Origin of the sequence: Gardnerella sp. KA00288 (assembly GCF_049244085.1) — a bacterium.
GTDB classification, from domain to species: Bacteria; Actinomycetota; Actinomycetes; order Actinomycetales; family Bifidobacteriaceae; genus Bifidobacterium; species Bifidobacterium greenwoodii.
In genome coordinates this window covers 666,871-679,975 of record NZ_CP058373.1, presented here as the reverse complement: position 1 = coordinate 679,975, position 13,105 = coordinate 666,871, and the positions used below count along the sequence as shown (strand labels likewise).

13 protein-coding genes are annotated in these 13,105 nt (G+C 43.8%); 3 read left to right on the top strand and 10 right to left on the bottom strand.

Annotation, left to right across the window (positions count from 1 at the left end):
• Positions 1-13 precede the first annotated feature (13 nt).
• The 10 genes from ruvB to HXT52_RS02475 all read right to left on the bottom strand — a co-directional run bounded on the left by ruvB (position 14) and on the right by HXT52_RS02475 (position 10,065).
• Complete coding sequence (ruvB, locus tag HXT52_RS02520; RefSeq protein WP_004135109.1) at positions 14-1,075, bottom strand: Holliday junction branch migration DNA helicase RuvB; 1,062 nt, start codon at positions 1,073-1,075, stop codon at positions 14-16.
• Positions 1,076-1,111: 36 nt separating this feature from the next.
• Positions 1,112-1,735 carry a Holliday junction branch migration protein RuvA gene (gene ruvA / locus HXT52_RS02515; RefSeq protein ID WP_004137305.1) on the bottom strand — a complete coding sequence of 208 codons (624 nt, stop codon included), beginning with the start codon at positions 1,733-1,735 and terminating at the stop codon, positions 1,112-1,114.
• A 90-nt stretch (positions 1,736-1,825) separates the two neighbouring features.
• Positions 1,826-2,407 carry a crossover junction endodeoxyribonuclease RuvC gene (gene ruvC / locus HXT52_RS02510; protein WP_421776133.1) on the bottom strand — a complete coding sequence of 194 codons (582 nt, stop codon included), beginning with the start codon at positions 2,405-2,407 and terminating at the stop codon, positions 1,826-1,828.
• Between the two features lie 6 nt (positions 2,408-2,413).
• Positions 2,414-3,172 carry a YebC/PmpR family DNA-binding transcriptional regulator gene (locus tag HXT52_RS02505; RefSeq protein WP_421776132.1) on the bottom strand — a complete coding sequence of 253 codons (759 nt, stop codon included), beginning with the start codon at positions 3,170-3,172 and terminating at the stop codon, positions 2,414-2,416.
• Positions 3,173-3,233: 61 nt separating this feature from the next.
• Positions 3,234-3,890, bottom strand: a complete 657-nt coding sequence (locus HXT52_RS02500; RefSeq protein ID WP_415699398.1) for a CDP-alcohol phosphatidyltransferase family protein — start codon at positions 3,888-3,890, stop codon at positions 3,234-3,236.
• Between the two features lie 178 nt (positions 3,891-4,068).
• Complete coding sequence (thrS, locus tag HXT52_RS02495) at positions 4,069-6,099, bottom strand: threonine--tRNA ligase (RefSeq protein ID WP_102694718.1); 2,031 nt, start codon at positions 6,097-6,099, stop codon at positions 4,069-4,071.
• 172 nt (positions 6,100-6,271) lie between these two features.
• Positions 6,272-7,132 carry a metal ABC transporter permease gene (locus HXT52_RS02490; RefSeq protein ID WP_004135125.1) on the bottom strand — a complete coding sequence of 287 codons (861 nt, stop codon included), beginning with the start codon at positions 7,130-7,132 and terminating at the stop codon, positions 6,272-6,274.
• Complete coding sequence (locus HXT52_RS02485) at positions 7,133-8,083, bottom strand: metal ABC transporter permease (RefSeq protein ID WP_421776131.1); 951 nt, start codon at positions 8,081-8,083, stop codon at positions 7,133-7,135.
• A 6-nt stretch (positions 8,084-8,089) separates the two neighbouring features.
• Complete coding sequence (locus tag HXT52_RS02480; protein ID WP_004137320.1) at positions 8,090-8,812, bottom strand: metal ABC transporter ATP-binding protein; 723 nt, start codon at positions 8,810-8,812, stop codon at positions 8,090-8,092.
• A 71-nt stretch (positions 8,813-8,883) separates the two neighbouring features.
• Positions 8,884-10,065, bottom strand: coding sequence for a metal ABC transporter substrate-binding protein (locus HXT52_RS02475; RefSeq protein ID WP_421776130.1), 1,182 nt, complete (start codon positions 10,063-10,065; stop codon positions 8,884-8,886).
• A gap of 307 nt (positions 10,066-10,372) precedes the next feature.
• Between HXT52_RS02475 and HXT52_RS02470 the strand changes: the two genes are divergently transcribed.
• The 3 genes from HXT52_RS02470 to HXT52_RS02460 all read left to right on the top strand — a co-directional run bounded on the left by HXT52_RS02470 (position 10,373) and on the right by HXT52_RS02460 (position 13,091).
• On the top strand, positions 10,373-11,365 hold the full coding sequence (locus HXT52_RS02470) for an ADP-dependent NAD(P)H-hydrate dehydratase (RefSeq protein ID WP_421776129.1): 993 nt from the start codon (positions 10,373-10,375) through the stop codon (positions 11,363-11,365).
• A 40-nt stretch (positions 11,366-11,405) separates the two neighbouring features.
• Positions 11,406-12,056 (top strand): HAD family hydrolase, encoded by a 651-nt coding sequence (locus HXT52_RS02465; RefSeq protein WP_421776128.1) that lies wholly within the window; start codon positions 11,406-11,408, stop codon positions 12,054-12,056.
• Between the two features lie 102 nt (positions 12,057-12,158).
• Positions 12,159-13,091: a LysR family transcriptional regulator gene (locus HXT52_RS02460; protein ID WP_116794062.1), complete on the top strand. Its 933-nt coding sequence runs from the start codon at positions 12,159-12,161 to the stop codon at positions 13,089-13,091.
• Positions 13,092-13,105: the final 14 nt, after the last annotated feature.

Below are 13,105 nucleotides of genomic sequence, written 5' to 3'. Positions count from 1 at the left end.
CAAGACAATTATTTTAAGCCATCTCGCTGACATTACTAGGAGCTTTCAAACCTAAATGCTCCCAAGCTTTAGCAGTTGCAACGCGGCCTTTAGGCGTGCGAATTAAGAATCCTTCACGAACCAAATAAGGCTCGCAAACTGTTTCAACGGTTTCCGCTTCTTCACCAACCATTGCAGCCAAATTATTAAGACCAACCGGTCCTCCATTAAATTGGCAAACCATTGCTTTTAGAACTGCAATATCTAGCCTGTCTAAACCTTGAGTATCAATTTGATACAATGCTAAAGCTTCAACAACAGCATCTTGATTTACACAATCCAAGTCGTGAACAATAGCCCAGTCGCGCACTCGTCTAAGTAAACGATTCGCAATACGAGGAGTTCCGCGAGATCGCAAAGATAATTCTTTAGCAGCCTGATCTTTAAGATTAATTCCAAGAACTTTAGCAGAACGTTCAATAAGCTTTTCTAGCTCTTCGTGAGGATAAAAATCAAGATGAGCTGTAAAACCAAAGCGAGCGCGCAATGGAGAAGGAAGCATGCCTTCGCGAGTAGTAGCACCAACTACTGTAAAACGTGGCAAAGTAAGTGGTATTGAAGATGCTCCAGGCCCTTTACCAACCATAACGTCAACGCGAAAATCTTCCATCGCAATATAAAGCAACTCTTCTGCAGCACGCGGAAGACGGTGAATTTCGTCAATAAACAAAACTTCGCCAGTGTCCAAAGCGCTGAGAATAGAAGCTAAATCTCCAGCATGCTGAATAGCAGGACCGGAAGTAATACGAATAGGAACTTGAAGCTCGTTTGCAACAATCATTGCAAGAGTAGTTTTGCCCAAACCTGGAGGGCCAGCCAAAAGCATGTGGTCAGGCGGAACGTCGCGCTTTTTGGCAGCATCCAAAAATAGTTGCAACTGTGCTTTAAGTAAAGGCTGACCAATAAAACCTTCTAAAGCGCGCGGACGAAGCTCCTCATCACTAAGCTGCTCATTAGCTAAAGGAGCAGAAGAAACCATGCGCAAAGAATCTTCCGAAACACCAGTATTTAGTGTAGATGCGTATTCATTACTCATTTCAACTCCCCCAATGCTTTATTGTAAAGTAGCATATCATCTACCTCTATCTAATGAAGCCAATGCCATGCGAAGAATATTAGGCATATCAGCATCTTTTATAGGAGTAGAAATATTATTCTCAGCACAAACCTGTTCAACAGCACGCTGAGAATCAGATTGTCTCCAACCAAGAGAAACAAGACCATCAATTACTGCACTAATGCCAGTATCAATAGTTTTGCTGCTTGAAGTTTCAGAAGCATCTGCAGATAAACTGTTAAGATCAATAGAGCCTTTAAGCTCCAGAATAATCTTCTGAGCACCTTTTTTACCCAAGCCTGGCGCGGAAGAAAGAGCAGTAACATCTCCTTCGGAAATAGCTTTCAAAAGACGATCAACATTAAGAGTAGAAAGAATTGAAAGCGCAACTTTAGGACCAATACCACTTACTTTTTGAACCTGCAAAAACATGCGTTTAGCAGCTTGAGTTGTAAAAGCGTATAAAGTTATTGAATCCTGCGAAACCTGCATAGAAGTATAAACACGAACTTCCTGCCCCTCGTGCAAAGAAGACAAATCTTGAGAAGGCATATAAGTTTCGTAACCAACGCCTGAAACAACAATAAGAGCAGTGCGAGCATCAACAGACGCTACTTGACCAACAAGCATACCAATCATAAACGCTCACCTTCCAGCAATAACAGCTCGCAGCATAACGTAGCAGACAAGTCAAAAAACAATCAATAGAACATCTGTTCTATTGGTATCCTACATGCCTCGAGAGACAGAAGAAGCACCGCGAGCCGCGCGCTGAGCTAAAGCCCACTGTTTTTGAGCTGGAGTTAAATGCTGCTCGCGCTCGCCTCCTTGCAAAGCACCTTCCGGGCGAAGAGCGTGACAAATTGCCTGAGCTAAAGCATCAGCCGCATCAGCAGGAGTTGGGAGCATATTAAGACCAAGAAGACGAGCAACCATGCGCTCAACCTGAGGCTTTTGCGCCTTGCCGTTGCCAGCAACAGCAAGCTTAACCTCAGTAGGAGTGTGCAAAGCAACTGGAATATTGCGTTGAGCGGCAGCCAACATAGCAAGACCTGCGACTTGAGCAGTGCCTAGAACAGTATTTAGATTTTCCTGAGCAAAAACACGCTCAATAGAAACAGCATCCGGAGAAAAACGCTCAATCTTTTCAACTAAACCATTGTAAATCTTAAGCAAACGCAAATCTTGAGAAAGATTTGGATCAGATCTCAACACATCGACGTGAATAAAAGAAAGCCGACGAGAAACGCCGGCTTCAATCACGCCGACCCCGCAGCGAGTAAGCCCGGGGTCAACGCCCAAAATCATCATTGGAAACTATTCTGCTTCCTCAAGCTGAGCCATAACTTCATCCGAAGCGGTCCAGTTGCTATAAATGTTCTGAACATCGTCCAAATCATCGAGATTGTCAATCAAGCGAGACACCTTTTGAGCATCTTCAAAGCTCAACTCAACCTCATTATTTGGATGCATAACGATTTCAGCAGAATCGTAGTCGAAACCAGCATCCTGCAAAGCCTTACGAACGGTAACCAAATCGCTGGAATTAGTGTAAACGGAGTACACATCACCATCGTCAGCTACATCCTCAGCACCAGCTTCTGCAGCTACTTCGAAAAGCTTATCGTAATCAACACCTTCGGATGGAACTTCAATCAAGCCCTTACGCTCAAAGTTGAAGCTCACAGAACCGCTTGTTGCCAAAGAGCCGTTACCCTTAGTAAGGGTGGAACGAACGTCAGCAGCAGCACGATTACGGTTATCTGTAAGGCATTCAATAATCAAGCCAACACCTGCAGGAGCGTAACCTTCGTAAACAATCTCCTCGTAGTTAGCGCCGCCAGCTTCTTCACCAGAGCCACGCTTCACCGCGCGCTTGATGTTGTCAGCAGGCATGGAAGCCTTCTTAGCTTTAACGATGGCATCGTACAACGTAGGGTTACCATCAGGATCTCCACCGCCCAAACGAGCAGCGATTTCAATGTTCTTAATAAGCTTGGCAAAAAGCTTGCCACGCTTTGCGTCTATAGCGGCCTTCTTATGCTTGGTAGTCGCCCACTTGGAATGACCTGACATGATACTCCTAAAATGTACAATTAATCAAACGAAACGATTTTATTGCGCTTTCGCGACAATTTTACTTATCTTTTTGTTGAAGACCTTGCTTTACTTCGAGAATACGCTGAATAACAGTTACAATACCGCCGATAGAAAGCAGTATCATTGCGCAACTTAACCAGAAAAGTTGATTAGTTATACCAGATAACCCAATAGCAACAAGAATTATCGCTACACGATCTGCTCTAGTAATCAATCCACTTTTAGGATCAACCGAAATTGACTGACCGCGAGCGCGAGTGTACGAAGTTACAAAAGCTGCCATAAGCGCAATCATGCAAGTAAATAATCCAGCGTATTTTAACAACATTCCAATAACGGACGGCATCCACATGCACACGCTTTTATTATTTGCACGCCACAAGCAAATGAACACTGCCATAAATAAGGACCAATCTGCAATACGGTCAAGAGTTGAGTCAAGAAATGCTCCGAATTTTGTGCCGCCTGTAGTTAGTGCAGCAACTGAGCCGTCTAAACCATCTGCAAGTACGAAAATCGTAAGTAATATTGCTCCTGCAAAAAGTTGTCCTGTAAAAGCCGTTACGAAAGATATAACAACTACTGCTAATGTTCCAACAATTGTTACAGCGTTAGCGCTTACGCCTAGGCGAACAAACAATTTTGCAACCGGAGCAATAACACGCTTAAAGCTGCTGCGTAACGATTCCAACATTGAATCAACCTTCCTGCGCTCGCAAGTAAAACTTGTGTTCAATCAACATTCTTATAGTAACCGCGCGGCTGTAAGAAGATAGCAAGAAGCCCACACAACGTTAAGAAGTGTGGGCTTTTTAGTTAAAGATTCAGCTTACACAAAAACTTACGTTAGCGTTTAAGTTAGCTAACCTAAATCACTTAGTGTAGCGCTCGAAATCTTCGGCAGTATTCACCTGAACGCGCTGCTTAATAATGGACAAAATCCACTCTTTAGCTTGTTCAACTGGAACGCCGTTCAACTGGCTACCATCGCGGAAGCGGAAGCTCACAGCATTGTTGTTTACATCCTCTTCGCCAGCAATCAAAGTGAATGGTACCTTAGACTTAGAAGCGTTACGAATCTTCTTGCCAAAGCGATCGTCAGAGCTGTCCATTTCGCAACGAACCATGTTCTCTTCCAAATCGCTAATGAACTTTTGCAAGTGTGGAGCGAACTCGTCTGCAACAGGAACGCCAGTTACCTGAACTGGAGCCAACCATGCTGGGAACGCGCCCGCGTAATGCTCGAGCAAAATAGCGAAGAAACGCTCAATAGAGCCGAAGAGTGCGCGGTGAATCATAACCGGGCGCTGGTGGCTACCGTCAGCCGCAATGTACTCCAACTTAAAGCGCTCAGGCAAGTTGAAGTCAAGCTGAATAGTAGAAACCTGCCAAGTGCGGCCGATTGCGTCTCTAGCTTGCACAGAAATCTTCGGACCGTAGAATGCAGCTCCACCTGGATCGTCCACTAGTTCCAAACCAGACTCTTTAGCAACCTCAGCCAAAGTGTTTGTTGCCTCTTCCCAAATCTCGTCGGAACCAACGAACTTGTGCTCATCCTTAGTGGAAAGCTCCAAGTAGAAGTCGTTCAAACCGAAATCTTTAAGAAGACCAAGCACAAAGTTAAGCAAGCTCTTCAACTCGTCGCGCATTTGCTCGCGAGTGCAGTAAATGTGCGAATCATCCTGAGTCAATCCGCGCACACGAGTTAAGCCATGAACAACGCCAGACTTTTCGTAGCGATACACGGTACCAAACTCGAACAAGCGCAAAGGAAGCTCGCGGTACGAGCGTTGGCGAGACTTGAAGATCAAGTTATGCATTGGGCAGTTCATTGGCTTCAAGTAGTAGTCAGCACCTTGGCGAGTTACGTTACCGTTTTCGTCACGCTCTTCGTCAAGCTTCATTGGCGGATACATGCCATCCTTATACCACTGCAAGTGGCCGGAAGTCTCGTACAAGCCGCCCTTAGTAATGTGAGGAGTTTGCACGAAGCTGTAGTGATGCTTTCTGTGCTGCTCGCGCGAATAATCTTCCATTGCGTTAATAATTGCAGCACCCTTTGGATGGAATACGGCTAAGCCTGGGCCAATCTCGTCTGGGAAGGAGAACAAATCCATCTCTTGACCAAGCTTGCGGTGATCGCGCTTAGCAGCTTCTTCCATGCGAGTTGTGTAAGCTTTAAGCTCTTCCTTGCTAGGCCAAGCAGTTCCGTAAATGCGCTGAAGCATAGGATTCTGCTCCGAGCCACGCCAGTAAGCTGCAGCCACACGCTCAAGCTTAAAAGCCTTAATATAGCGCGTGTTTGGAAGGTGAGGTCCGCGGCACAAATCGCTCCAAACCTTGTTTCCTTCGCGATCCAAATTGTCGTACATGCTAAGCTCATGCTTGCTGATTTCGCCAGAGGCAGCCGGATCAAGAGCCGCTTCTTTATCCCCAATCAACTCCAACTTATAAGGTTGATTTGCTTCTTCAGCTCGCGCTTCATCTTCTGTTACAACGCGGCGACGGAAGCTTTGAGACTCTTTAATAATGCGCTGCATATGCTTTTCGATTTGCTTCAAATCGTCTGGCGTAAATGGAGTATCAACATCGAAATCGTAGTAGAAGCCGTCTTTAATTACAGGACCTACGCCTAACTTTGCGTCTGGTCGAATTTCTTGAACAGCTTGAGCCATCACGTGAGTAGCGGAATGACGCATGATTGCGATGCCATCTTCACTATCAAGTGCTACTGATTCCACGGTATCGCCGTCATGAAGAGGCGTGTACAAATCACGCAACTCGCCATTTAAACGCACGGCAATAATATTTTTATCTTCCGCGAAAAGTTCAACGCCAGTGAAGCTTGCATCCACCTCCTTGCGTTCCTCGTTTACGGTGATGGAGATGGTATTTTCAGCCATAATTGTCCTTTTCTATCGGGGTCTTGCGTTACTAATGTGCAGACCTGGACTTGTGTGGCGTCGATAAACTTACGCGATTAAACAATCAACAAAACGCGCAAAAAACGACGTCAATCGCGCGCATTTTTCACGCGCAATTCATTGATACTTTAGGACACTCGTAAGACTTCAACTATGCTGTAACAGATTTGCATTTGCAAATGCCGTAAACAATCCGCTCAACAAGTTTAGTTAGAAGGAAGAAAGCACCAGCGCAAATAGCAATAGTGCCTCCTGCTGAAAGCTTTAATATTACTGCAAGAGCTAAGCCTGTTAGCGCAATTAAAATAGACGAAAGTACGCAGGCTAGAACAAATTTATTAATAGAGGCGATTCTTGATTTTAAAGCCGCGGCAGGAGCAGCAATAAGAGATACTGAAACAACCGTTCCAACAGCTGGAATAATAACAGAAACTGTAATAATTATTAAAGCTAAAACCATGCCTTGTATAAAACCAGATTTTCCGCCAGCAGCGCGGTAATTGATTGGGTCAAAAGAGCAGTGCACAAGATTAGCAGCGTTAAAAATCCACAATCCTAAAACAAGCAAGAAAGCTACGGAGGCTGAAATCACGTCTGCAGGAGTGCAATTAAGCAAAGAGCCTGTTAAAAATCCTTCAATACGAAGCGGTAGAGGCGCAAACCACTTATTCAAAAAATATCCACTAGCAAAACCAACAGTAAGAGTAATTCCAGCAGCAGCCTGCGAAGAAATACCTTTAATATGAGAAAGCGCATGCATTACTAAGGAAAGAAATACGCACGCAATTGCAGCTCCAATAAATAATCCTAAAGAAAGCACATTCTGATCGATTGTATATAAAGATGTGCAGACTACTCCAAGAACAGCTCCAGGAAAAGCTGCGTGCGTAATAGATTCAGTAAAGAATATGCGCTGATTTAGAAGAGCTAAAGATCCTACGAAACCACATAATGCGCCGACTACGATCGCCTCAACAATCGGGAGCGCAATAATTTGCCAAATACTTACCATTTAAGCTCCCTGCTTTTCTGAGATTGATTTATGAGATTCACACACTTCATTCGATTCATGTGCCGGAATTATTGAGGAAACAAAGCGGAAAGCCCATCGCAATATAAGCACAACAACAAACATTGCGCACATGCTTAAAGCAATTGCAGCCTGAGGAGAAACAGGATGATCCAGCTCAAGATTCATAGCGTACATTCCAAGCAAAACGCCTGCAATACCAACAGCAATACCAACAGACACCATGCCAGAAACAGTGCGCGAAACTAAGCGAGCACTAGCACCCGGAATAACAAGGTATCCAATAACAAGAAGAACGCCAACAGCAGAAGATGCTGAAACAACAACTGCTGCAATTCCAACGTTTAGCACAATGTCAACAAGCAAAGTGTTAGCGCCCATAAGAGGAGCACTTGCGCGATCAAAAGCAACTATAATCTGCTGCTTCCATGTGGCTAACATAACAATAATTGCAAAAATACAAATAAACATAGCTTGAGTCATGCGCTCGTCTGTGACGTCAAGAAGTCTGCCAAACATAAGCGATTCAAGCTGCCCAGACATATCGCCTTTTTTAAGCGAAATTACTACGCCTAGCGCAAAGAAAGTCGTAAGAACAGTAGCAATAACAGACTCGTTAATTCTAGCCGAGCGAGAAGCCCACACAAGAGCTGCAACTAAAAATATTGCACAAATTGCAGCACCCGGAATAATACGATCAATACCACCGTATAAAGCTCCGACCACTATTCCGGGGAAAATTCCGTGAACAATAGCTTCTGCATTAAATTCTGCACAACGCAAGTTTACAAATACGCCAACAATTCCACTAGCTATGGAAAGAACTATAAGAAGACAGAATGGGCGGAAAATGTAAGGAGCGGAAGCAATAAAATCAAAACCTGGAATTGATTCCAACGATTGTCTTAATAACTCGACTAATTGGGCAAGCATTGAAAATCAGCCTTCCGCAATTTCCGAAAAAGTAAGACCTGCAGAAGCAGCAGGCATACTTCCGCCGTAAGCGTTCGTAATATTTTCTTTAGTCATCACTTCTTTAAGCGGACCAAACGCAACCTGATGCCCAGCCAAAAGTAACGCTTTTTCGCAAATAGCATCCGCAATTACCAAGTCGTGAGTAGAAACAACAAAAGCTATTCCTTCTTGCTTAGCGGCTTTCATAATATTAAGAAGCTCTCTGCGATTTGGCTCGTCAAGACCATTAAAAGGTTCGTCGAGCAAAATAAGAGTTGGGCGCGCAACAATAGCACGCGCAAGTAAAATGCGCTGACGCTGACCGCCCGAAAGATCGCCAAAACGAACATCCGCGCGGTTAAGCAATCCAACGTGATTAAGAGCGTCCTCAACGGCTTGTTTTTGCTCTTTTTTAAGCAAACCGAGGAATCCAGTTTTTCTGCTCAAGCCCATGGCAACAACCTGACGAGCAGTAATCGGGAAAGTCAAGTCCAAATCAACCTGCTGAGGCACGTAGCCAATAGACAAAGCTTTTGGCATGCTAAGTTCACCGTGACTTACGCGCACAATCCCAATAATGGCTTGCAAAAACGTTGTTTTTCCAGAACCATTAGGCCCTATTAAAGCCAAAGCCTCTCCAGGTTCAACACTACCGTTAATACCTGTAACCACAGTTTTATAACCGTAAGCAAGGCTGCAATTCTTCATTGCAAGGACGCTCTTATTCACTATAATTCCAGTCTTTTCAGTATCTTTTTAGAATCTTTTGATTCTTAAAACTACTTCTTTAATGCCGACTTAACTGACTCTGGAAGGTCCGGAACTTTACCATTCCAAGCCTTCACCAATGTTTCAACATTGTGAACAATGGAGCCAATGTAGGTTTCACCTGCAGAACCAACTGGTCCCAAAGAGTCGCCATAAAGCGCATCGTCACCAATAATAGCCTTTACACCTGCAGCTGTAGCCACAGCCTTAATTGACTTGGAATTGTTGGAGTTTTCTGCAAAGATTGCCACAGCGCCAGACTTTTTAACATCTTCCGCAGCCTTCTTAATGTGGTCCGCTGTTGCATCCTGCTGGCTGTTGAAGTCAGAAAGTGCTGCACCAATAAACTTCACATTGTAGTCGCGAGAGAAGTAACCGAATGCGTCGTGAGAAGTAAAGAGAACGCGATGCTCTTGTGGCACGCTGTTCAAGGCTTTAGTTGCCCAAGCGTCCAAATCCGTCAAAGCCTTAACGAACTTTTCAACATGCTCGTCGAAAATCGACTTGCTTGCAGGAAGAGCCTTGCCTAAGAATGCACCAATATTCTTAACCTGAATCATAGTGTTCTTAGTACTTGTCCAAATATGCGGATCGTACTGGAATTCAGGCTCCTTTTCGCCTTCTTCTGGAGGGAATGGCCACTTTTCGGCATGAACTTTAGCAATACCGCGGTCAACCTTGTAAGGAAGATTCTTTTCCTTAGCAGCCTCGGCCTTTGGATCTTTGATTTCGTCTGCGGTAAGAATACCGGAAGTGACGCCCATTGTTCCCTTAAAACCGGTTGCTTCTACAGCCTGATCCAAGAAGTGCTCAAGATCAACGCCGGAAACAAGCATCAAATCAGCCTTTGAAAGAGCCTTAGACTGCGCTGGAGTCATTTCGTGCTCGTGAGCAGAAGCGTTTGGCGCAAGCAAGCAAGTCAAGTTAATTGTTGACTTTGCTTTGTTTGCTGGAGCTCCGATTACAGACTTTTTGCCCTGGGAATCGGTTTTATTAAGGCTTAAACCAGAATTTGCGTCTGCAGTTGACGCGATTTGAGTTACGTAATCGCAAATTTGCGTTGTTGTTGCCACTACGTTTACTTGATTGCCTTTTGCATTGTTTTCGGCAGTTTTAGAAGAGCCGCAAGCGCTCATAGAAGTAGCTAAAAGTGCAACCGCAGCGGCAGTTGCGAAAATTCGTGAAGTTTTCACACTCGTTCCTTTCGGGAATCTTTACTGTTATTGCATGGGTTGATTGCGTAAAGTAGCCATGAAAAATTGTTCATGAAAAAAATAATCATTCGCAATAACGCTTATAGCTTAAATAAAATATGCACGAGGGTCAACAATATTTCAAAAATTTCTTTACATTTTTTTATAAAAGCGCGTGTCGCAAAATTTTCGTCTGTTATAATCACGATTTTTCTTGCATTCTGACGGCAAATAGTGTATACGCAAACGAATATACAATCGATAAAACATAGCGCACCAATCGCAAATATTTACTACAATCGTATATATGAGCCCACTTGTAAATTTAGCAACAAAAGATGCTAGTAAATGCCTAAAAATACCGAATCAGTCGAGCAATAAGTATTCCAGAGGAGTTTTAGGCGTAATCACTGGATCTAACGAGTATCCAGGAGCCGCCGTATTAAGCACTCGCGCAGCAGCATACGCAAATATTGGAATGGTTCGTTATTCAGGCCCTCTTCGCGCACAAAACTTAGTATTACAAGCATCCCCCGAAGTAGTAGCATCGCAAAATTTGCAAGGAAAAGTTGACGCAATAACAGTCGGCTCTGGCATACCAGACGAAAGCCATTGCAACAGCGAAAGCGCACAAGAGCAAAGAGAACAAATTGCGAACATACTTAAAAACTATGAAAACGAAAGCCAATTAAGCAATATTCAATCGCAATCACAAAACGCACTCCCCCCAATATGCGTTGACGCTGGAGCTTTAGATTTACTTCATAAAAAAGTTTGCGCAAAAGTAGTATTAACTCCTCACGCAGGCGAATTATGTTCACTTTTTAAAAGATACGATTTAGAAATAAGCGCTCAGGAAATATTGAAAAATCCTGTTGAGTACGCTCAAAAAGCAGCAGATCTTACTGAAGCAACCGTGCTTGTTAAAGGCGCTAAAACAGTCGTTGCCTCCCCAAGCTACACTCATACGCCAATATACATTGCTCAGTACGGCCCAACTTGGCTTGCAACCGCAGGATCCGGAGATGTGTTAGCAGGAATTTTAGGGGCGCTACTTGCACAGAGAGAAAAGCAAGACGAAAGCCGCACAAACTACGCGTTTATTGCAGCAAGCGCAGCGGTAATTCACGGAATTTGCGCAGTATTTGCTTCTAGAAGCAGCGGAGGAAATAGCTACACTCAGCTCGTGCAAGATATGCTAAAAGCAAAAAAGCCGCTGGCTTTAGAACACCCAATTGTGGCAAGCGACATAATTAGCGCACTTCCCCACGTACTTGGGATTCTTATAAATATGAAGTAACTTGCAAAACAGAAACTACCAAAAGAAAGCGCATCTTAGTATGAACACCAAAAAACAGTTTGAAATTCACGACGTTATGTTTGATTATTGCCGAGTTCTACTCGAGTGGAATTGCCGCAATTGCTTGCAAAAACAGTTCCCGAATTTAGTTGACACAATCTGCCCTAACGGAAGCTTTGGAAAAGATGATTTAGCAGGATTCTACGAGTTTGAAGACCGCATGGACGGTGGCGAGCTTTTGAAAGACCTTATGCCAGAATATGAACGCAGATTTGGAAGCGAGCTTGCAGAAGCATTCCGTTGGTATTGCGCAAATTACGATCAGGTTTTAACACGAATGATGCCAGGAATGGTTGATTTGCTTCACGATTTAAAAAAAGCAGGCTACGGAGTGTGGGGACTTACGAATTGGTCGAGCGAAACATTCCCACTGGCAATTAGAAAATTCCCGGAGCTTTCAACGCTTTTGCAGGGCACTATTATTTCTGGCGTTGAACATTTACACAAGCCACAGCCGGAAATTTTTGAGCTTGCAATGAGCAGGTTTAATCTCGAAGCCAAACACACAGTATTCTTTGACGACAAGCCTGCAAATATTGACGGAGCTCATGCTGTTGGCATGCACGGTTTTGTTTTTACAACAGCCGAGCAGGCGCGTAAAGATTTAGCATCAATTGGCGTTGAACTTTAATTTTTGCAAATTCTCATGGCGATGCCCTTTGCTAAATTCGTTACCGGCTCTTATTTAACTCACTACTACTCAACTTACAAAAGTTTATAAAGGAAGCTCAATATGACTTTGCTACAGCTGAAATATATTGTGAAAATCGTCGACTGCGGTTCAATGAACGAAGCAGCACGAGCACTTTATATTTCACAGCCTGCACTGAGCTCATCTGTAAAAGAGCTTGAACGCGAGCTAAATATTGAGATTTTTACAAGATCAACTCAAGGAATTGTTTTAACTTCCGACGGTGCAGAATTTTTAACATACGCACGACAGGTTATTGAGCAAGCCGATTTACTTGAAGAACGTTACAAAAGCACAAAGCCACGCCCACAATTGTGCAGCGTTGCAACACAACACTACATGTTCGCTATTGAAGCATTTGTTGATATGATTCGTAGCATAAATTCTGACGAATACGAGTTTTCTATTCGCGAAACGCGCACAAAAAATATTATTAAGCAAGTAAGCGATATGCGCGCAGATCTTGGACTTTTGTACCTTTCGGACTACAACAAGGATGTAATTGGCAAGCTGCTTCGCGAAAAACATTTGGAATTCCACCCTCTTTTCCGAGCAAAATTGCACGTTTTTCTTTCCAGAAACAATCCTCTTGCAGCTCACAAAAGCCTGAGCTTGGAAGACTTGAAACCATACCCGTTCATTCAGTACGAGCAGGGAGAAGAAGGAAGCTTCTTCTTTGCGGAGGAAGCAGTGTGGCCAACTCGTCCGCCGAAGAAAATCAACGTTTCCGACCGTGCAACAATACTGAACTTTATTATTGGTCTAAACGGCTACACAATTTGCACTGGAATTAACAACGGCGACTTGAACAACGAAAAAATCGTTACGATTCCGCTAAAATGCGACGATACTATGCTTGTTGGCTGGATTACCAACGAAAGAACTAAACTTTCTAAAGCCTCACTCGCCTACCTTACTCAGCTTAAGTCTGTAATAACAAGGCACGGCTACACGCTTATTGATTCACAAAATTAGTAATTAATTATCTA